We start from the raw sequence: 19085 nt of genomic DNA on the forward strand, positions 1-19085 counted from the left end.
CCGGCGCCGCCCGACCCTTGTTAGCAAAATCCGCCCCGGGGAGGGGAGTCCCGCGACGCGGTTGCGGGCCTGTCTTAAATGCCCCCTTGAAACACGCGGCCGATCCCTTGAATATAGCCCAAGCTATATTTTTGAGAGAAGGGTGAGGCATGGCAACGCCGGATGCGGCGACGATCCCGGGGGGCCAGATGCCCGAGGGACGTACGCCGACAGGAACGGTACCTCCGGCACCGGCGGGCCCTGCGCTCGGCAGGATGAGCCGGCGCACGGAGCAGGCGATCCGCGACACGCTCGACGGGCGGCCGGGCGGCCGCGGCCGGTTCCTGCTGTTCGTGGGCCCCGCCGTGACGGCGTCGATCGCCTACATGGACCCCGGCAACTTCGCGACCAACATCCAGGCCGGCGCCCGCTACGGCTACGGCCTGCTCTGGGTGGTGCTGCTCGCCAACATCACCGCGATGCTGTTCCAGGCGCTCTCGGCCAAGCTCGGGATCGTCACGGGCAAGAACCTCGCGGAGCATTGCCGCGACGCGACGCCGTTGCCGGTGCGGCTCGGCCTGTGGGGCATCAGCGAGGTCGCCGCCATGGCCACCGACCTCGCCGAGTTCCTGGGCGGCGCGATCGGGCTGTCGCTGCTCACCGGCATGCCGCTGATGGCCGGCATGGCGGTCACCGCGATCGTCACCTACGCGATCCTGCTGCTGGAGCAGGAGGGTTTTAGGCCGCTGGAGATCGCGATCGGCGTGATGGTCGGCACGATCGGCCTCTGCTACGCGGTCGAGCTCGCTATCGCCCCGGTGGACTGGGCCGACGCCGCCAAGGGTCTCGTCACCCCGCGGATCCCCGACGCGCAGGCGCTGACCATCGCGGTCGGGATCATCGGCGCCACCGTGATGCCGCACGCCCTGTTCCTGCATTCGGGCCTGACCCAGGGGCGGGGCAGCCCCCGCAACGACGCCGACCGGCGCCTGCTCGTGCGCTTCTCGAACCGCGAGGTGGTGGTGGCGCTGCTGCTGGCGGGCCTCGTCAACATGGCGATGGTGATCATGGCGGCCGCCGCCTTCCATGCCGGCCACAGCGAGGTCGCCGAGATCGACCAGGCCTACCGCACCCTGACCCCCCTGCTCGGGCCGGCGGCCGGGGCTGCCTTCCTGGTGTCGTTGCTGGCCTCCGGGATCTCCTCCTCGGTGGTGGGCACGCTCGCCGGCCAGATGGTGATGCAGGGCTTCACCGGCTGGCACATCCCGCTCATCGTCCGGCGGCTGGTGACCATGCTTCCGGCCTTCGTCGTGGTGGCGATCGGCGTCGACCCGACCCGGGCCCTGGTGCTGTCCCAGGTGGTGCTGTCGCTCGCCCTGCCGGTGCCGATGGTGGCTCTGGTGGTGTTCACCCGCCGCCGCAGCGTGATGGGCGCCTTCGCCAACGGCCCCCTGACCCAGGCCGCCGCCATGGCCGGGGCGGCCCTGGTGCTCGGCCTCAACATGGTGCTGCTGGCCGCCGCCTTCGGGGTGCCGATCCCGGGGCTGGAGTAGAGCCCACCGGGCCCCTTGCCCTGCCCTCAAGACTTGCCCATCCCGTTGGAGGGGCCTGCCCTAACGCCATGGGTTGAGCAGCGTCACGCCGGTCGCGGCGAAATCGGCGCTGTTGCGGGTGACGATCATCAGGTCGTGAGCGAGGTCGGTCGCCGCGATCCGAGCATCGTGCTCGCGCCTGGGATCGGGGACGTGAAGTTGGGCGCCGCGCGATCGCGGTATCGATCGGCAGGATGGGGCCGGCGAAGGCCGGCATGCGCATGCCGGACCTCGCATGTCGGTCCAGACAGTCATTGGAGGCCCGGCAAGCGCCGTCAATCGGCTGCCGGGCCCTCGGACTCCGCCCGTGTTCGGGGTCGATGCCCCCGGGCGCCCCCGGTCAGCTCGCCCGGACCACCACCTCCACGAGGTTGGCGCCCCCTGACCGGATCCCGGCCTCGATCGCCGGGGCGATGTCGGCGGCCCGGGTCACCCGCCGCGACGGCACCCCCATGGAGGTGGCCAGCGCCAGGTAGTCGACGCGCGGGTCGGTGAGATCCATGGCGATGAAGCGGTTGGCGCGCACCGAGGCGTAGTGCGCCTGCCCCTTCATGAAGTTTTTCAGGATGTTGTACTCGGCGTTGTTGATCACCACGAAGGTGACCGGCAGCTTTTCGTGCGCGGCCGTCCAGAGTGCCTGGGGCGAGTACATGGCCGCCCCGTCGCCCACGACGCAGACCACGGGGGCGCGGTCGATGCCGAGGGAAAAACCGACCGCGGCCGGCATGCCCCAGCCGAGCACGCCGCCGCGCATCGCGGCGTATTGGTGGACGGAGTTGCTGTTCAGGAACGTGCGCAGGTGGGTCAGGGTCGCGGGCGCCTCGTCGATGATCGTGGTCTGCGCCCCCACGGCCCGGGCCACCTCGCGGGCGGCGACCAGGGGGGCGATCACCGGATCGTCGAAGGCGGCGTCCGCCGAGGCGGCGAGTTGCGCCCGGCGCTCGGCCCGGGCCGTCGTCGCCGCCGCGCGCAACTCCGCGAAGGCGCCGGTCCGGTCGGCCACGCGCGGCGCCAGCAGCGGCAGCAGCGCGTTCAGGGAGGCCTGGATGTCGCCCACCGTGGACAGGCTGGTGGCGTAGGTGCGCCCGAGGTCGCGGACATCCGCGGAGAGCTGGAACACCTGCGTCCCCGGCGGCACCGCCGAGACCTCCGAGTACAGGATGGTGATCAGCGACTTGCCGCCGAGCGCGAAGACCGCGTCGTAGCGCCCGAGGAGGTCGGCGATGGCGTCGGCCCGGGTCGGCAGGTTGCCGGCCCAGAGCGGGTGGGCGGTGGGGAACGGGATATGGGCCGGCCAGGACGAGCCGTAGACCGGCGCGGCCAGCAGGTCGGCGAGCGCCACCATCTGGGCGGAGGCGTCCGAGGCGTCGATCTCGTCGCCGGCGATCAGCGCCAGGCGGCCGGGCGCGATGGCGGCAAGTTTCTCGGCCAGGCGATCGAGGGAGCCCGCCACCGCCCGCTGGTCGATGGTCGAGGTCTCGCCCGCCGGGGTCGTGGTCATCGCCTCCATGACGTCCATCGGCAGGGACAGGAAGACCGGACCGGACGGGGCGGCGCCGCAATCGTGGAAGGCCCGGCGCAGGAGCACCGGGATCTGGTCCGGGCTCGTGACCTCGCGCGCCCACTTCACCACCGGGTCGGCGATGGCGACGAGGTCGCCCATCAGCAGCGGGTCGGACAGGGCGTGGCGCAGGTCCTGCTGCCCGGCCGTCACCACGAGCGGCGTGCCGCTGACCTGGGCGTTCCACAGCGCACCCATGCCGTGGCCGAGGCCGCCGGCGGTGTGCAAGTTGAGGAAGGCGGGTCGGCGCGCGCCCTGCGCGTAGCCGTCGGCCATCGCCACCGCGGTCGCCTCCTGCAGGGCCAGGATATAGCCGATGTCCTGCGCCTCGGTGAGCGCGTCGATCAGCGGCAATTCGGTGGTGCCGGGATTGCCGAAGATGTAGCGCACGCCCTCCGAGCGCAGCACATCCAGCAGCAGGTCGGCGCCCCTCCGGCTCCCGGCGGCGTCCACGGTCTCGATCGGCATGCGCAAACCTCCTCCGCCCCCCGGCGGAATCAGCGCGACGCTACCCCATGGCCGCGCCGCGACGAAGACCTGCGGCGCGGGATCTGGTTTCCAAAGGGCGAGCCCTTCGGCGGGTTGTCAGGGTGGTGCCCCGACGACGCCGAACGTTACAGCCCCATCGGCAGCAACCCGGGTGCCAAGGCCGCGGCGGCCCGCGGCCCATCCTTGACCAGGCGAATCGCCGTGCGGGCGACGCGGTTGCGCAGGCGCCGGGCCCGCCAGAGCGCGCCCGTCTCCACGGCGAGGCCGCGGGCGTAGACGCTGGCGCGCAGGCTGCGGGCGTCGCAGGCCTGCTTGACCGGGTCGGCGTAGAAGCCGGCGATCTTGTCCCGGCCCATGCCGGGGGTGGCGAGCCAGGCCGGCACGTGGACCCGCGCGAGCTGGTCGGCATCGGTCAGCAGCTTGCCGATCCCGGTACCCGGGATCGGGCAGGCGGTCTGGAAGGCGTCGCCGATCAGCACCAGCCCGGCGCGCTCCACCCCGTCGGCCCGGGCGAGGTCGATCGGCCGGACTTCGAGGGGGCCGGACACCGACAGGTCCGGGCAGTGCCGCGCGAGGCGGGGCATCATCGCCCGCAGGACCGCCTCCGGGTCCCGGCGCAGGACCGCGACCCACGGCTCGCCGGGATCGCGGTAGCAGAACAGGTTGGCCCGCATCACGTCCCCGATCGGGAACAGGGTCAGGTAGGCGTCGCGGCCGCCGAACCCCTCGGAGAAGTAGGTCATGGCCGGGAACGGGAAGGCAGCCCGGGGCGCCGCCATGTCGAAGCCGACCGCCAGCGAGTGACGCGGGCTCAGCGCCCGCTTGGTGATGCCGGCCTTGGCCAGCAGCGCCTGCCCGAGCCCGGTGGCGAGCACGACCAGGCGCGCCTCGATCCGGCGGCCGTCGCTCAGGGAGAGCATCTGGCGATCCGGCCCGAGGTCGAAATCGGCGACCCGGCCGGGGGTCAGCAGCCCCTCCGGCAGGGCGGCCCGGGCGGCCCCGACCAGCACCGGATAATGCGCGCCCCATTCGCGGGAGGCCTCCCGGTAGGCGAGGCGGCCGTAGCGCACCACCGCGACCTCCTCGGTCGCCGTCGTGCAGGCGGCGAGCGCCCGGCCGAAGCCGAGGCCCTCGAACAGCGCCATCTGGTCGGCCCCGAATTTCTCCGCCCGGAAGTCGCGGCGTGCCTCACCGCGCTCGGCCTGAGCGTCGATCAGCGTGACCCGGGTCCCGGCGCGGGCGAGCGCCCCGGCGAGGCAACTCCCGGCCAGCCCGGCCCCCACCACGGCCACGTCGCAGGTTTCCACCGCGCTGCCCATTGCTGTCATCTGAAAGTCGTCCTGCGGCCGCGCCAGAACCTGAACGCGCCAAAACGCATGAATGATAGCGATCGGGAACCCTGTAAAGCACGTACGTAATTTTTCGCGACCCCGGAAACATACGTTTACGCTGCCGCGCAGGCTCCGGCGGCATGCTCATCTTCTGATTGAATTGCTGCATCTTAGCGGATCTACCGCCGGGCCCGGATCTTCCTCGGCTCGATAGCGGCGCCCGCTCCGGTTGGGTTTTGACTTGCTGAGCGTTCCTTGCTGAGCGTTCCTTGCCGGGTGCTACTTGCAAGGTGCTACTTGCCGGGTGTTCCTTGCCGGGCGCTACTTGCCGGAGCGGACTTCCGTGCAGGTGAGAGGGGGCTTGCCCGCCTCCGTCCAGGTGACGGTGCGCCCCTTGCCGCGCAGCTCATGGCTCGCGTCTCCGTACTGGATCCCATCCGCGTGCGGCTCGACCGGCAAGGTGACCGACGGGCCGGCGGGCGGGTGAACGACGGCCGGCGCGTTCAGGTCGGCGGTGTCGAACTCGACCGTGAGCGTCCGCCCCGCGGGACACGCGAACGCGACCCTGTTCATCGCGGACGATGCGGCGTGCGCCTGTTCCACCGCACCCGGAAGTCCCATGGCGAGAAGGAGGGCGATGCCGCCCCGGGAGAGCAAACGGTTCACGGTACCTCCTGCTGCGCTGATCCCGGCACCGCTCCGATGTGCGGGACATCGGAGAATCGGCCTTCGAAGACCGGGCGCGCAACCTACCGCGATTTCGCCGATCACATCAGGATCGATGGACTCGGGACGACGCTTCAGCCCCGCAGCTGCGCCACGAAGGCGCGCATGAACGGCGGCAGGCCGTCGAGGTCGCGCAGGCACAGGGTCAGGTCGCGGCGGGCCCACGGATCGGAGAGCGGCACCACCGCGATGGCGAGGCCCTGAGCCGCCCGGGCGGCGGCGCTCTCGGGGAGCACCGCGAGCCCGACCCGGGCCTGGACCAGACGGCAGACGGCATCGAAGCCGCGCAACTGCACCCGCAGACGCATCGGCCGCCCCTCCCGCACTGCCTGGGCGACCAGGAACCGGCTGATGGCGCTGCGCCGGTCGAGGCCGACCAGGTCGTGGCCGAGCACCTCCACGAAGGGGATGTCGGCCCGCGCCGCCAGGGGATGGTCCCGGGCCGCCACCAGCACGAACCGGTCCTCCCGGAACGGGAAGGTCTGGAGCGAGCCGGTATCGACCGTGCCGGACAGGATGCCGAGATCGGCCGCGCCCTCGGCCACCAGCCCGACGATCTCCTCGGAGGTGCGCTCGTCGATCTCGACGCCGATCCCGGGATGGCCGGCCAGGAAGGCCGAGAGCGCGTCGGGCAGGAACTCGGTCAGCGCGTTGGTGTTGGCGAGCACCCGGATCTGCCCGGCCGCGCCGCCGGAGAACACCGCCATCTCCTCGCGCAGGCGCTCGACGCCGGCCAGGATCTCCCTTGCATGGGCCAGGAGCGTGCGCCCCGCCGGGGTCGGGCTGACGCCCTGCCGTCCTCGGGTGAGGAGCGCGGCGCCCAGCGAATCCTCCATGATCCGGATCCGCGTCGAGGCGGCCGCCAGGGCGAGGTTCGCCCGCGCCGCCCCGTGGGTGATCGAGCCGGCCTCGACCACGTGCCGGAACAGGCCGAGATCGGTGAGATCGAACCGCATCATCGCCGAAGACCCCTCTCAGCAGCGGCACCACCGGGCGCCTTGGTCCCGCAGCGACGGCGCGGGACGGTAGCGTCGCCCGGCACGCGTGTCAGCGACCGCCGGAGGCCGCGTCGCCCGAAGCCGCGTCGGCAACCGGAGCGGCGCAACGGGGGATCGGACACCGCAGAATCAACACAGGCACCGGATCGACATTTTTATCGGTCGATATCATTTGCAATCGCACTACTAATTCTGAAATATTATGTTCTCGATCCATAAAATACTGCGTCAATCCAACCTCAATCTGATATTTTCTGACGCATATCAAGTTATAATCCAAGAGCACGAGGGCGAAATCATTTACTCCCCTTTAACGTGCACTATTCCAAATGTATCGCATCACCGCCGAGACTTCCCCGATCGCGGACGGCACCGTCACCCGCGATCGTCACCGGATCGGATCATGACCGCTTCCAGCCCTCCGGATCCGACGTCGGAGACCCGCGGCTCCCGGCGCCCGCGGGCTGCCGTGATCGCGGCGCCGACGCCCCGCCCGTCCTGCATCCGGACCGCCGAGCGAGGCGAGACGCCATGATGGACGCGCTCCTGGTTGACGACAGCGCAACCATGCGCCTGCGCCTGCGCCAGATGCTGGAGGCCAAGCCAGACGTCAGCGTGACCGACTACGCCGACCCGGCCGCCGCCCTCGTGGAGGCGCAGATGCGCGCCTTCGACATCGTGCTGGTCGACTACCACATGCCGGCCATGGACGGGATCGCGTTCATCCAGCGCATGCGCACCATCCCGCACTACGCGCAGGTGCCGATCGCGATGGTGACCAGCGACATCTCCGACGCGGTGCGGCTCGCCGCGCTCGAGGCCGGGGCGACCGACTTCCTCGACAAGTCCATGCGTGGCGTCGAGCAGACCGTGCGGCTGCGCAACCTGATCCGCCTCGCCAAGGCGGTGCGGCGGCTGGCCGAGCAGGCCGCCTGGCTCGACGGCGAGGTCGAGGCCGCCCTGCGGCACATGCGCGAGCGCGAGGAGGAGATCATCTTCCGCCTGTCGCTGGCCGTGGAGTATCGCGACAACGACACCGGCGACCACACCTGGCGGGTCGCCCGCTACAGCCAGATCGTGGCCGAGGCGCTCGGCCTGCCGGCGGAAGCCTGCCGCAACCTGTACCTCGCCGCGCCGCTGCACGATGTCGGCAAGGTCGCCATCCCGGACGGCATCCTGCTGAAGCCCGGCCGGCTCGATCCGGACGAGTTCGCCCTGATCAAGACGCACGCGACCATCGGCCAGCGCATCCTGGGCGGCAGTTCCTCCGAGCTGATCCGGCTGGCCGCCGAGATCGCCGAGGCGCATCACGAGAAGTGGGACGGCAGCGGCTACCCGAAGGGGCTCGCGGGCGACGCGATCCCCCTGGCGGCCCGGATCGTCGCCGTGGCGGACGTGTTCGACGCCCTGACCACGCAGCGCCCCTACAAGGAGGCGATGCCGTTCGAGGCGGCGCTGGCCTGCATCCGGGCCGACAGCGGCCGCCATTTCGACCCGGCCTGCGTAAAGGCGTTCTGCGCGCGCTGGCCGGACGTCCTCGTGGCCGGCGGTCAGGAGCGGGCCACCGGCCGGCGGGACGCCCACGCCGTCACCGAGCCCTGGGCCCGGGTGCCGACCCTGCTCCGCGAGATCGCGGCCGAGACGCCCGTCCTGGCGGGCCGGCTCGTCGACAGCCCCGACGCCGACGAGCCCGCCTACAGGCGCCACGGATGAGGCCGCATACGTCCTGATCCCCGGAAATCCCGGCTTCGAACGGGCGAGACCTTTCGCGGGACCAAGGCAGAGCCCTGGTGCGCAGAGCCCTGGTGCATCGGGCCCACCGGGCGCGACACCGCCGGCACCGCGGACCGAGCCGGGGTGACGCGGCGCAAAGCTGCGCCTAACCTGCCCCCATGCGCGTCTTCCACACCGCCGCCTCCGCCCGGCACGATCCCGACCAGTATTTGCGGCGGGGCACGCCGATCCCGCATCCCGAGCAGGCCTCGCGCTACGCGATCCTGCACGAAGCGGCCCGGGACGGCGGCCACGCCCTCGCGGAGCCCGCCGATCACGGCCTCGACCCGATCCGGGCGGTGCACGATCCCGGCTACCTCGCGTTCCTGGCCGAGGCCTGGGCACGCCGGTCGGAGATCCCGGGGGTGGCCGACGAAATCCTCACGGGCAGCTTCGCGCGCCCGCAGATGCACCGGACGCCCGCCGGCCTGCTCGGGCTCGCCGGGCTCTACACCGCCGACACCTCGACGCCGATCCGGGCCGGAACCTGGGCGGCGGTCTACGGCGCGGCGCAATGCGCCGTCGCGGCCGCCGACGCGGCCCTTGCGGTCGGCCACGCCTACGCGCTGTGCCGGCCGCCCGGCCACCATGCCTACGCGGATTCGGCCGGCGGCTTCTGCTTCCTCAACAACAGCGCGATCGCGGCGGAGCGGATGCGGGCGGCCGGGGGCGGCCCCGTGGCGATCCTCGACATCGACGTGCACCACGGCAACGGCACGCAGGGGATTTTTTATGCCCGCGGGGACGTGCTTACCGTTTCGGTCCACGCCGACCCGTCGGACTACTTCCCATTCTTTGCCGGATATGCCGACGAGGCCGGGGCGGGGCCCGGCGCCGGCCTCAACCGCAACCTGCCGCTGCCGCCGGGCTCTGGCGACGCGCCCTGGCTCGCCGCCGTGGAGGCCGGGCTCGCGGCGATCGCGGCGTTCCGGCCGCGGGGCCTCGTGGTGGCACTGGGCCTCGACGCCGCGGCGGACGACCCGATCGGCGTCCTCACGGTGACCGGAGCGGGCTTCGCCGCGGCGGCGCAGCGAATCGCACGCGCCGGGCTACCCACCGCGATCGTCCAGGAGGGCGGCTACCTCTGCGCGGCCCTGCCGGAGAACCTGACGACCTTCCTGGGCGCCTTCGACGCGGCCCGCTGAGCCGGGCCTCGGCGCGGCCCGGAGACTGCACGGCGTGGTGCGAATATGGCGCAGCACGACACGAATAGCGTCACCCAAGCCTCTGCACGCGCCGACGCGGCGGCGACGACCTGTATACCTGCCGGGGAGGGGGCCGCGTCGGTTGCGGTCCCACCGGGAGGGCGCGAGCGATGCGTGGGGGCGATGTCCGGCTACCCGATGGGGCCAACGCACCCTGGCACGCCGGCCTGACCCGGCGGCACTGGCGCATTCTCTGGGGCAGCTATCTCGGCTGGATCTTCGACGGCTACGAGGCGGTCGCCCTGGTCTACGCGCTCCGCCCGGCCCTCGGATCGCTCCTCACCCCCGAGCAGGCCCAGGCGCCGGCCTTCTACGTGGGGGCGGCGATCGGGATTACCCTCCTGGGCTGGGGGCTCGGCGGGCTGATGGGCGGAATCGCGGCCGACTACATCGGCCGCAAGCGCATGATGATGCTGTCCATCCTCGGATACGCCCTGTTCACGGGGCTGACGGCGTTTGCCGGGAGCTTCGCTCAGCTCGCGATCCTGCGGTTCATCACCGGTCTCGCCATCGGCTCCGAATGGTCCACCGGCATCGCCCTGGTCGCCGAGACTTGGCCGAACCGGGCCCGGCCGAAGGGCTGCGGCTTCCTGCAATCGGGCTTCGGCGGCGGTGCGGTGCTCGCCGCGATCGTCTGGGCGCTGCTCGCCGCCTTCGAACCGCTCGGCCCGGAATCGTGGCGGATCATGTTCGCGCTGGGGGCGCTTCCGGCTTTCGTCTGCCTGTACCTCCGGCGCGCCCTGGAGGAGTCCGAGCAGTGGATGCAGGCCCTTCGTGAGCAGCGCTGGGCCGCCACCGCCGAGGACGCCGCGAGCACGCAGCGCAGGGGACGGCGTCCGTTCTCCCTGACGGAGATCTTCCGGGAACGCGAGAGCCGCCGGCGGGTCCTGCTCGCCACCCTGATGTCGTTCGCCACGACGGTGGGCTGGTGGGCGGTCTCGTCCTGGCTGCCGGCCTACACGGAGGGGCTGGCCAAGGTCGCAGGCGAACCCGCCAACGTGTGGGGCCCGCGCATGGGCATCATCTACAATGTCGGGGCGATCACCGCCTACCTGCTCTCCGGCTTCGTGGCGGATGCGGTCGGGCGGCGCACCTTCCTCCTGATCACGTATGCCGGCTGCATCGTCACCTCGCTCGCCTGCTATCTCTGGACGGGCGGGCTGGTGCCCTTCATGGGGCTCGCGTTCCTGAACGGGTTCTTCACCCTGGGCTTCGCCTTCTCGTGGATGGCGATCTACCTGGTGGAACTGTTCACCCCGGCAGTGCGGGCGACGGCAGCCAGCGCCGTGTTCAACGGTGCGCGACTGATCGCCTGGATCTTCCCGATCATCGCCGGGCAGATCGTCACCCTGTCGGGCGGCGTGGCCGCCGCGGCCCTGACCATGTCGAGCGTCTACGCGATCGGGCTGATCGTGCCGTGGTTCATGCCGGAGACGACCGGGAAGCCGCTCCCGGATTGACGGCCTCGGCCTGCCCGCCGGAGAAGGGGAGGGACGTCGGCACACCTGCCGAGACGCCCATCGCGGATGCGCCCCTCGCCCACAGCGGGCGCGGGGCGCGGATCGCCGATCCTACGCCTCGTCGTCCTCGCCCTGATGCCGGCCCTTGAGCTTGGCGAAGACCGAATCGGCGTCGATCCGCTCCTCGCGGCCGCCATGCTCGCCGGCGTCCTCGGCTTCGGGGGCCGTCGAGACCTCGGTGGGCAGCAGCGAGGCGCCGGAATCAGCCGCGAGCGCGGCCGGGCGGTCGGCCGCCGCGCGCTGGACCTCGAAGTCGAGGTTGATCTGGGTGGTCAGGCCCAGGGTCACCGGGTCCATTGGCTGGAGCGAGCCGGAATTCCAGTGGGTGCGCTCGCGGATCTGCTGGATCGTCGACTTGGTGGTGCCGACCAGGCGGATGACCTGCGAATCCTTCAGCTCGGGGTGGTTGCGCAGCAGCCACAGGATGGCGTTGGGCCGGTCCTGGCGGCGGGACAGCGGGGTGTAGCGGGGGCCCTTGGTGGTGCGCTTCACCTCCGGCAGCTTCACCTTGGAGACGGCCGGCTTGAGCTTGTAGTGAGGCGCCTTCTGGGCCTTCTCGATCTCGTCGCGGGTGAGCTGGCCGGTGGAGACCGGGTCGAGCCCCTTGATGCCGGCCGCGACCTCGCCGTCGGCGATGCCCTTCACCTCGAGCGGGTGCAGCTTGCAGAAGTCGGCGATCTGCTCGAAGGCCAGGGAGGTGTTCTCGACCAGCCAGACGGCGGTCGCCTTCGGCATCAGCGGACCCTGGGACATGTACTCTCGTGCTCCGGCCTGGCGGGACGGGGGCCGGGCACCGGGCCGCGGGCTCCGGATGCAGATCCGGAAGTCCCGTCTCACGCTGTCGAATGGGGATGAGCGACTATAGGGCCGCCCGGGGAAGGGCGCAATCGCGAGTTCGGGACGCCGGGCGCCGATTAACCGAAGCCCGAGCCCCGGCGACAAACCGGATGTGAGCCTGACCGACCCAGCGGCGAACGCCGCACGCGGCCCGATGCGGCCGGGAGTGCAGAGAATGGTCATCGTACTGGCATGGTCCAGAAAAGCGAATGGCGGTGGAGCTTCCGGCTCCGCCTCGCCATTCCTCTCTGGGCTTGGCTACACCTCAAGCAGGTGAATGCCAGGGATCGGCGGTAGCCGCCAATCCCGCTCCCGAACGTAACGCGGCCCGGAGCGGGCAACAATGTCCGGGCCGACGCCCTACTTCCCCGGCAGCCCGTGCACGATCGGGAAGAACGTGTCCTTCCAATCCTTGGGCTCGGCCTTGATGGTCTTCATCGCGTAGAAGTGCCGGGCCTGGAGCATGATCCCGTACGGGGTGGTGGAGAAGGTGGTGCCGGGCTCCTTCATGATCGCCACCAGCGTCTCGGGGGGCGTCTTGTCGTTGGTGGCGGCGACGTAGTCCTTGGCGGCCTGGAGCGGGTCCTTGGCGATCTCGGCATTCGCCTCGTCGATGGCGGCCACGATGGCGGCGGCGAGCTTGGGGTTGCGGGTGAACCAGCCGGTCCGGGCGTAGAAGATCGCGTTGCTCACCGGCTCGCCGACCAGCTCGTAGGAGTTGAGCACCGCGTGGATCGCCGGGTCCTGGAGCTCGCGCTGCTGGAACGGCGGCAGCGAGAAGTGGCTGTTGACCTCGTTCTGGGGGCTGGCCAGCGCCGCCACCGCGTCGGGATGGCCAAGCTGGACGGTGAGCGGATCGAGCTTGGTCGCCCCATCGGGGCCGAAAGCCTTCTTGGCGGCGATCTGGAGCAGCACCGCCTGGGACGAGACCTTCACGGAGGGCAGGGCGATCTTGTCCTTGCCGGAGAAGTCGCCGACCGTCTTCACGTCCGGGTTGCGGGTGAGCAGCAGCATCGGCGTGCTGCCGACGCCGCACAGCCCCTTCACGTCGCCGCGGGTGCGGTCGTTCAGCAGCAGCATGTTGGTGGAGCCGCTGTCGACGATGTCGATGTTGCCCGACAGCAGCGCGTCGTTGCCGGCTGCGCCGCTGGTCAGGTTCACCCACTCGACCGTGACGTCCCCGAGCCCGGCCGCCTTGGCCTGCTTCTCGATCAGCTTGTGCCGCTCGGCCAGCACCGCCGGCAGGTAGACGAAGCCGGGCTGCCGGCTGATCCGGACCTTGGCGTCGTCGGCCTGGGCCGGGACGGCGAGCGGGGCGGCGAGCGCCAGCCCGGCCAGCAGCAGGGCGACGTGGCCGCCCCGGAAGAGGTGACGGCAGAGTCCCGGAATCGTCCTCGCCCGCAACGCACGCACCATGTGTGTCCTCCCTGTCCCGCCGGCTTCATGTCCGGATCCGGGCTTTATTGGCGCCGAGTGGACAGCCTCATGCCGATAAGCGCAAGGCCCGGCGCGGTCTTCACGGCGCGGTAATGGTAACGTCGCACCGTCTCTCCGCGTGAAATTTTCGTTCCGGAGGGGGCCGAAGGGACCGCCCGCCGCGCCGCAGCGCTCGACCGCCTGACCCGGGCCCTCGAGGCCCAAGGGGCGACCTGAGCCGGGGCTCGCGGCGGCGGCCACCGAGGAGATGTCGGCCTCGGTCCAGGAGATCGCCGGGCAGGTGCACCGCACCTCGGAGGTCGTCGGACGCGCGGCCGAGACCACCCGCCAGGGGGAGGCGACCGCGCGGGCGCTCGCGGACGGCACCGAGCGGATCGGCGACGTGGTCGGGCTGATCGCGTCGATCGCCAGCCAAACCAACCTGCTGGCGCTCGATGCCACCATCGAGGCGGCCCGCACCGGCGAGGCCGGGCGCGGCTTCGCGGTGGTGGCCTCGGAGGGCAGGCGCTGGCCGGGCAGACCGCCCGGGCCACCGACGAGATCGCGACCCAGATCGCCCGGATCCAGGGCGAGACCCGTCAGGCCGTGGCGGCGGTCGGCGAGGTCGGCCAGACCATCGAGGAGATGCGCAGCATCGCGGTCGGGGTCGCGGCCGCCATGGAAGAGCAGAACGCCGCGATCCAGGAGATTGTGCGCGGGGTGGTGAGCGCCAGGAGACCGGACGATCGGGCTCCCGAAGGACTCGGCCTTTCGCGGGGTATCGGGGCGGAGACCCGACCGTTCCAGCCAGACCCTGACCGCGGACGGGTTCAGGCGGACGGAAAACCCCGCACCGCGGCCCGCACCAGGGCGTCGATCATCGGGCGGACATCCGCCGCCCCGAGGGGCCCGAGGCCGCCGAGATCGGCCAGGTAGGTCATGCCGTGGACGCTCGACCAGAGCGCCCGGGCCATCACCGGAATCGCGACCTCGGCGAGCTGGCCGCCATCGCGCAGCACCCCCTCCAGGACCCCGAACAGGGCCGCGATGTCGGCCTGGACCGAGGCGGGCGCCGCCACCGTGCGCCGCTCGAAGATCGCCACCCAGGCGGGATGGTGCTCGGCCGCGAACGCCAGGTAGGCGTCGGCCAGGCACAGCAGCCGGGCTTCGGTCTCCCGGGACGGGCAGGCGGAAAGCGCCGCCGCCAGGGCGTCCCGCAGGCGCCGCATCGTGATGGCGTTGGCCTCCAGCCGCAGCAGCTCCAGGCTGTCGAACTGCGTGTAGACCGAGCCGACCGCGGTGCCGGCCCGCTCGGCGACCGCACGGGCGGTGAGTGCCCCCGGTCCGCCCGCGTCCAGGATCGCCACCGCGGCCACGATCAGCGCCTGACGATCCGCCTGGCGGTCGGTCTGCCCCTTGCGCGGGCGGCCCCTCAGTTTTCTCTGAACGTCGTTCATTTAATGCCTTGCCGGGCCCGTCGGGCTGTGCTTATGTCTTTCATGAACGGCGTTCAACAAATTCCGGACCGGGTCCGGTGCGCCGCTCCCCGAGGTGAACCGTGATGAGGACCCTCTCCCTCCTGATGCGCGGCGTGATCGCCGACAACGCCCAGGCGATCCACGACGCAAACGCGGTGACGATCCTGCGCCAGCAGATCCGGGAGGCGGCCGGAGCCGTGGCGACGGCCCGGCGCGAACTCGCCGTCGCCATGGCCTACCACGCCGCCGAGGCCCGCGCGCTGGACGCGATCGACGCCCGGATCGAGACCCTGTCGGACGGAGCGCGCCGGGCGCTCGCCGACGGACGCGCGGATCTCGGCAGCGAGGCGGCAATCCACATCGCCGCCCTGGTGGACGAGCGCTCCGACCGGCAAGCCGCCGCCGCCCGCTTCGGCGCCGAGATCGAGCGGCTGAAGCGCCTGGTCGGGCAGGGCGGCGACCGGCTTCGGGACCTCGACCGCGGCCTTCAGACCGCCCGGACCACCGAGGCGCTGCGGCGGGCGGGGATCCAGGGGCGCCGGGTCACGGCCTTGTCGGCGGGCGCCCTCGGTGAGGCCGAGCGGACGCTGGAGCGCCTGCGCGAGGCCCAGGCCGCCGAAGCGGATGCCGCCGAGGCCCTGGCGGGCCTGGAGGCCGAGGCGGCGTCCGGGATCGAGGCCGCCCTCGACGCCGCCGGCTACGGCCGTCCCCGCACCGACCCGCGGACGGTGCTCGACCGCCTCCAGGCCCAGGCCTGACCCGTCGTTCCGTTCGCCACCCGAAGAACCACCCGAAGAACCACCCGAGCAACCACCCGAGCCACAGGAGCACGACCGATGATGCCGCAGATGCCCCACACCGCCGCCTGGAAGACCTTCACGCTGGTGAGCTTCACCGCCGCCGCCGCCATGCTGGCGATCGGGATCTTCTTCCTGCCCGCCGATATCTGGATCAAGGGCTACCTCGCCATGGCGGCGCTCTTCCTCACCGGCACGACCTTCACCCTCGCCAAGACCCTGCGCGACGAGCACGAGGCGAGCCGGCTGATCAACAAGATCGAGGACGCCGCCGCCGAGCGGGTGCTGCGCGAGGCGGTGCCGGGCCGGCTGTGACGGCGGTCACCGCCCTGTCTCAGGCCGAGGCGGCCAGGAACGCCGCCACGGCGTCCGAGAATTCCGGGGTCCGCAGGTAGCCGTAGGATTTGTGCCGGTTCTCGGTGCCGTCCGGCCTGCGGTAGGCGTTGATCACCGGCACGTCCCGCACCCGCACTCCGGCGGCGTTGGGCGGGTAGGTCTCGGCGAGGTCGTCGCCCACCGTGGCGATGTCCTGGCGGTCCATCAGGTTGGTCCAGGCAGTGACCGCCTCCGGCACGCGCAGGTCGCCGTGTTCGTCCGCGAGCTTCAGCTTCAGCTCGGCGAGCCCCAGGGGCGAGCCGAGGGTGACCAGGGTGCAGCGGGGCAGGGGAGTCCCGTCCCGCTCGGCGGCCCGGAGCACGTCGTAGGCGATCAACCCACCCATCGAGTGCGCGGCGATCAGCACGTCGCGGTCGACCGCCTCGGTCAGGGCCTCGTGCAGGCGCGCGCGGGCTGCGGCCCGGAACGCCGCGTCCGCGTGATAGCCCCAGAGGTCGTCGAGGCGGTATTCCAGGATCAGGTCGTCGACCGGGGTGAACCCGGTGGCCTCCTCCAGGTACGAGAGGCCGCGATAGATCCGGTCGGTGAGCGTCGGCTCGGCCTGCTCGGGGTCCGGGGACGGGAACGGGCCAGTGCCGGGTTCGGCATCGTAGGGCTCGCGGTTGCGGTCGCCGGCCAGGGGCTGCGGGTAGCGCAGGTCCGCCCAGTACACGAAGGCGAACGGCACCTCGGGCGGCGCGGCGCCGCGATTGCGGGCGAGGCCTTCCAGGATCGCCGCGCGCCACCACGCGGCCTTCTCATCCCGGGGCGGCTTGTTGGCGAGCCCGTGGATGCCGATGAGTGTCGTCCGGCCCAGGGCCCGCCCTCCCGGATCGCGATGCATCCGCAGCCGGGAGGTAGCGCCGAAATCCCGCGCCGGAACTGCGACGAATGCTGCGCCGGCTGTGCGGCGCGTCGAAGAAATGCCGCGCGTCTCCGCGGAGAACCCGCGCGGTCAGTCGAACAGGCTCGAAACGCTGGCCTCGGTGGCGGTCCGGCCGATCGCCTCGCCGAGCAGCGGCGCGATGGTCGCCACCCGGATGTTGCGGGCGAGCTTCACGGCCTGCGTCGGCTGGATCGAATCGGTGATCACCAGCTCCTTCATCCGCGAGGCGGCGATGCGCGAGACCGCGCCGCCGGAGAGCACGCCGTGCGTGATGTAGGCCGACACGTCCTTGGCGCCGGCGTTGAGCAGGGCCTCGGCGGCGTTGACCAGGGTGCCGCCGGAATCGACGATGTCGTCGACCAGGATGCAGGAGCGGCCCTCGACCTCGCCGATGATGTTCATCACCTCGGATTCGCCCGGGCGCTCCCGGCGCTTGTCGACGATGGCCAGCGGGCAGTCGATCCGCTTGGCGATGGCCCGGGCGCGCACGACGCCGCCGACATCCGGCGAGACCACCATGCGGTCGGCGCTCGGCAGCCGCTCCTTGATGTCGCGCACCATCACGGGGGCGGCGAACAGGTTGTCGGTGGGGATGTCGAAGAAGCCTTGGATCTGGCCGGCGTGCAGGTCGAGGGTCAGGACGCGGTCGGCCCCGGCCTCGGTGATCAGGTTCGCCACCAGCTTGGCCGAGATCGGGGTCCGGCCCGAGGTGCGCCGGTCCTGCCGGGCGTAGCCGAAATACGGGATCACCGCCGTGATGCGCCGGGCCGATGACCGACGCGCGGCGTCGATCATGATCAGCAGCTCCATCAGGTGGTCGTTGGCCGGGAACGAGGTCGACTGGACGATGAACACGTCCTCGCCGCGCACGTTCTCCTGGAGCTCGACGAAGATCTCCATGTCGGCGAAGCGCCGGACCATGCACTTGGCCAGCGGCAATTCGAGATAGGCGGCGATCGCCTCGGCCAAGGGCCGGCTCGCGTTGCCGGCGATGATCTTGATCGAGGATTTCATGACGTCCGCCCAATCGCGGCCGCGCTTCGCGCCGCGCTCCGAAAACCGGCCCGCACCGGGCCGGATGGATCTGATGACGGGCGAGGCTCTTAGCAGCGGGCCGAAGGTGTCACAATGCCTTCACGGGCGCGCCGCACAGGCGGGCGCCCGGACCGGCCGGTGCCGGAGTCCGGCTCAGGCGACCGGCGGCTCCAGCAGCCGGTGCAGGTGGACTACGAAGTAGCGCGTCTGCGCGCTGTCGACGGTAGCCTGTGCCTTGGCCCGCCAGGCGGCCTGCGCGGTGGCGTAGTCCGGGAAGATGCCGACGATGTCGAGGCCCTTGATGTCCCGGAACCGGACGCCGTCGAGGTCCTGCAACTCACCACCGAAGACCAGATGGAGCTTCTGATCGTTATCGATCGCCGTCGCCATGACCTCTCCTCTCGATGTCCCGCCCGCGGCGCTCGCAGATGGCAGCCGCCCGGTCAAGCCCGAATGTCCGTCCCCGCCCCATCACACAACCGGGAGCTGGCGTGCCCCGGGACGGCACCATCGCCGGTTCCCGACCCGGCCTCCACTGGGAGCTGCTGACGGAACCCGGGCGCGGCGACGCGGCAGGTACGAAACCGGCCCGCGTCCATGCTAGGGGCGAGGCATGACACGCATGCTACTCCGCGTCGCCGCCCTCGCGCTCGGGCTCTGCGCCGTGCCGGCGCTGGGACAGCCGGCGGCCAAGGCGCCGGCTCGCGCGGGCCAGGATCGGACTGGCCAAGATCGGACTGGCCAAGATCGGGCGAGCCAAGATCGGACTGGGCACGACAAGGCCGCCTCGGACAGGAAGAATGCCGGGCCAGCGGGCGGACATCTGATCGGCTGCCCGTCCCTGGCGAACTACCGGATGCTGATGCACGACGGCGCCCCCGCGGCGGCGGCCGTGCTGGCCGACCCCAAGGCGGACCATCTCGGCTGCACCCTGATGTCGCGCGCCGACATCACCGGCCTGGCCGACCGGGTGTCCCTGGGTGGGCGGAACTACGAGTGCGCCGGCGTGCCGGGGACCACGGCCTGCCACTGGATGGAGGCGGGGGCGGCCGGTCGCCCCGCTCCGGCGAGCCCGGCGGGGCGCTGA

At 71.5% G+C, this 19085-nt stretch carries 18 protein-coding genes; 8 read left to right on the plus strand and 10 right to left on the minus strand.

What is annotated here, in order from left to right; translation table 11 throughout:
* The first annotated feature begins 149 nt into the window (after positions 1-149).
* Entirely contained in the window at positions 150-1532 is a 1383-nt protein-coding gene (locus ACYQPG_RS16840; RefSeq protein ID WP_419828409.1) for an Nramp family divalent metal transporter, read from the plus strand.
* Between the two features lie 379 nt (positions 1533-1911).
* Here the strand turns inward: ACYQPG_RS16840 and ACYQPG_RS16845 are convergent, their stop codons facing one another.
* From ACYQPG_RS16845 to ACYQPG_RS16860, 4 genes are all read right to left on the minus strand, one after another.
* The gene (locus ACYQPG_RS16845) at positions 1912-3600 is read right to left on the minus strand and encodes a thiamine pyrophosphate-binding protein (RefSeq protein ID WP_147939532.1); all 1689 of its coding nucleotides are present in this window, start codon (positions 3598-3600) and stop codon (positions 1912-1914) included.
* A gap of 146 nt (positions 3601-3746) precedes the next feature.
* Positions 3747-4949: an FAD-dependent oxidoreductase gene (locus tag ACYQPG_RS16850; protein ID WP_461231280.1), complete on the minus strand. Its 1203-nt coding sequence runs from the start codon at positions 4947-4949 to the stop codon at positions 3747-3749.
* Between the two features lie 324 nt (positions 4950-5273).
* On the minus strand, positions 5274-5618 hold the full coding sequence (locus ACYQPG_RS16855; protein WP_419828411.1) for a hypothetical protein: 345 nt from the start codon (positions 5616-5618) through the stop codon (positions 5274-5276).
* Between the two features lie 134 nt (positions 5619-5752).
* Complete coding sequence (locus ACYQPG_RS16860) at positions 5753-6637, minus strand: LysR family transcriptional regulator (RefSeq protein WP_147907836.1); 885 nt, start codon at positions 6635-6637, stop codon at positions 5753-5755.
* A 573-nt stretch (positions 6638-7210) separates the two neighbouring features.
* Here ACYQPG_RS16860 and ACYQPG_RS16865 point away from each other — a divergent pair.
* The 3 genes from ACYQPG_RS16865 to ACYQPG_RS16875 all read left to right on the plus strand — a co-directional run bounded on the left by ACYQPG_RS16865 (position 7211) and on the right by ACYQPG_RS16875 (position 11114).
* Positions 7211-8389, plus strand: coding sequence for an HD domain-containing phosphohydrolase (locus ACYQPG_RS16865; protein ID WP_246692723.1), 1179 nt, complete (start codon positions 7211-7213; stop codon positions 8387-8389).
* Between the two features lie 179 nt (positions 8390-8568).
* Positions 8569-9594 (plus strand): histone deacetylase family protein, encoded by a 1026-nt coding sequence (locus tag ACYQPG_RS16870; protein WP_147907834.1) that lies wholly within the window; start codon positions 8569-8571, stop codon positions 9592-9594.
* Between the two features lie 170 nt (positions 9595-9764).
* On the plus strand, positions 9765-11114 hold the full coding sequence (locus ACYQPG_RS16875; protein WP_147907833.1) for an MFS transporter: 1350 nt from the start codon (positions 9765-9767) through the stop codon (positions 11112-11114).
* A gap of 111 nt (positions 11115-11225) precedes the next feature.
* On the opposite strand, the gene ACYQPG_RS16880 is transcribed toward ACYQPG_RS16875, so the two are convergent.
* On the minus strand, positions 11226-11927 hold the full coding sequence (locus ACYQPG_RS16880) for a DUF1013 domain-containing protein (protein WP_147907832.1): 702 nt from the start codon (positions 11925-11927) through the stop codon (positions 11226-11228).
* A gap of 444 nt (positions 11928-12371) precedes the next feature.
* Complete coding sequence (locus tag ACYQPG_RS16885; protein ID WP_147939528.1) at positions 12372-13427, minus strand: ABC transporter substrate-binding protein; 1056 nt, start codon at positions 13425-13427, stop codon at positions 12372-12374.
* A gap of 268 nt (positions 13428-13695) precedes the next feature.
* Between ACYQPG_RS16885 and ACYQPG_RS16890 the strand changes: the two genes are divergently transcribed.
* Entirely contained in the window at positions 13696-14154 is a 459-nt protein-coding gene (locus tag ACYQPG_RS16890) for a methyl-accepting chemotaxis protein (protein ID WP_419828412.1), read from the plus strand.
* A 103-nt stretch (positions 14155-14257) separates the two neighbouring features.
* Here ACYQPG_RS16890 and ACYQPG_RS16895 read toward each other — a convergent pair whose 3' ends face one another.
* On the minus strand, positions 14258-14884 hold the full coding sequence (locus ACYQPG_RS16895; protein ID WP_461231281.1) for a TetR/AcrR family transcriptional regulator: 627 nt from the start codon (positions 14882-14884) through the stop codon (positions 14258-14260).
* A 104-nt stretch (positions 14885-14988) separates the two neighbouring features.
* On the opposite strand from ACYQPG_RS16895, the gene ACYQPG_RS16900 reads away from it, so the two are divergent.
* Together ACYQPG_RS16900 and ACYQPG_RS16905 are read left to right on the plus strand one after the other, a co-directional pair.
* The gene (locus tag ACYQPG_RS16900; protein WP_419828414.1) at positions 14989-15663 is read left to right on the plus strand and encodes a PspA/IM30 family protein; all 675 of its coding nucleotides are present in this window, start codon (positions 14989-14991) and stop codon (positions 15661-15663) included.
* Positions 15664-15741: 78 nt separating this feature from the next.
* Positions 15742-16017: a YiaA/YiaB family inner membrane protein gene (locus ACYQPG_RS16905; protein WP_007563059.1), complete on the plus strand. Its 276-nt coding sequence runs from the start codon at positions 15742-15744 to the stop codon at positions 16015-16017.
* 19 nt (positions 16018-16036) lie between these two features.
* Here ACYQPG_RS16905 and ACYQPG_RS16910 read toward each other — a convergent pair whose 3' ends face one another.
* From ACYQPG_RS16910 to ACYQPG_RS16920, 3 genes are all read right to left on the minus strand, one after another.
* Complete coding sequence (locus ACYQPG_RS16910) at positions 16037-16921, minus strand: hypothetical protein (RefSeq protein ID WP_419828415.1); 885 nt, start codon at positions 16919-16921, stop codon at positions 16037-16039.
* 111 nt (positions 16922-17032) lie between these two features.
* Positions 17033-17977 carry a ribose-phosphate pyrophosphokinase gene (locus tag ACYQPG_RS16915; RefSeq protein WP_147907828.1) on the minus strand — a complete coding sequence of 315 codons (945 nt, stop codon included), beginning with the start codon at positions 17975-17977 and terminating at the stop codon, positions 17033-17035.
* Between the two features lie 174 nt (positions 17978-18151).
* Positions 18152-18388 carry a DUF4170 domain-containing protein gene (locus tag ACYQPG_RS16920; protein WP_147939526.1) on the minus strand — a complete coding sequence of 79 codons (237 nt, stop codon included), beginning with the start codon at positions 18386-18388 and terminating at the stop codon, positions 18152-18154.
* A gap of 223 nt (positions 18389-18611) precedes the next feature.
* Between ACYQPG_RS16920 and ACYQPG_RS16925 the strand changes: the two genes are divergently transcribed.
* Complete coding sequence (locus ACYQPG_RS16925) at positions 18612-19085, plus strand: hypothetical protein (protein WP_461231282.1); 474 nt, start codon at positions 18612-18614, stop codon at positions 19083-19085.

The sequence above is a fragment of the Methylobacterium sp. CM6246 genome (assembly GCF_054818005.1).

Excerpts from the sequence above, each read along its gene's own strand:
- ACYQPG_RS16920 (WP_147939526.1), bottom strand. The coding sequence starts at position 18,388 with ATGGCGACGGCGATCGATAACGATCAGAAGCTCCATCTGGTCTTCGGT.
- ACYQPG_RS16890 (WP_419828412.1), top strand. The coding sequence starts at position 13,696 with ATGTCGGCCTCGGTCCAGGAGATCGCCGGGCAGGTGCACCGCACCTCG.
- ACYQPG_RS16900 (WP_419828414.1), top strand. The coding sequence starts at position 14,989 with ATGAGGACCCTCTCCCTCCTGATGCGCGGCGTGATCGCCGACAACGCC.
- ACYQPG_RS16885 (WP_147939528.1), bottom strand. The coding sequence starts at position 13,427 with ATGGTGCGTGCGTTGCGGGCGAGGACGATTCCGGGACTCTGCCGTCAC.
- ACYQPG_RS16895 (WP_461231281.1), bottom strand. The coding sequence starts at position 14,884 with ATGAACGACGTTCAGAGAAAACTGAGGGGCCGCCCGCGCAAGGGGCAG.
- ACYQPG_RS16845 (WP_147939532.1), bottom strand. The coding sequence starts at position 3,600 with ATGCCGATCGAGACCGTGGACGCCGCCGGGAGCCGGAGGGGCGCCGAC.
- ACYQPG_RS16860 (WP_147907836.1), bottom strand. The coding sequence starts at position 6,637 with ATGATGCGGTTCGATCTCACCGATCTCGGCCTGTTCCGGCACGTGGTC.
- ACYQPG_RS16840 (WP_419828409.1), top strand. The coding sequence starts at position 150 with ATGGCAACGCCGGATGCGGCGACGATCCCGGGGGGCCAGATGCCCGAG.
- ACYQPG_RS16910 (WP_419828415.1), bottom strand. The coding sequence starts at position 16,921 with ATGCATCGCGATCCGGGAGGGCGGGCCCTGGGCCGGACGACACTCATC.
- ACYQPG_RS16915 (WP_147907828.1), bottom strand. The coding sequence starts at position 17,977 with ATGAAATCCTCGATCAAGATCATCGCCGGCAACGCGAGCCGGCCCTTG.
- ACYQPG_RS16905 (WP_007563059.1), top strand. The coding sequence starts at position 15,742 with ATGATGCCGCAGATGCCCCACACCGCCGCCTGGAAGACCTTCACGCTG.
- ACYQPG_RS16925 (WP_461231282.1), top strand. The coding sequence starts at position 18,612 with ATGACACGCATGCTACTCCGCGTCGCCGCCCTCGCGCTCGGGCTCTGC.
- ACYQPG_RS16870 (WP_147907834.1), top strand. The coding sequence starts at position 8,569 with ATGCGCGTCTTCCACACCGCCGCCTCCGCCCGGCACGATCCCGACCAG.
- ACYQPG_RS16880 (WP_147907832.1), bottom strand. The coding sequence starts at position 11,927 with ATGTCCCAGGGTCCGCTGATGCCGAAGGCGACCGCCGTCTGGCTGGTC.
- ACYQPG_RS16875 (WP_147907833.1), top strand. The coding sequence starts at position 9,765 with ATGCGTGGGGGCGATGTCCGGCTACCCGATGGGGCCAACGCACCCTGG.
- ACYQPG_RS16865 (WP_246692723.1), top strand. The coding sequence starts at position 7,211 with ATGGACGCGCTCCTGGTTGACGACAGCGCAACCATGCGCCTGCGCCTG.
- ACYQPG_RS16850 (WP_461231280.1), bottom strand. The coding sequence starts at position 4,949 with ATGACAGCAATGGGCAGCGCGGTGGAAACCTGCGACGTGGCCGTGGTG.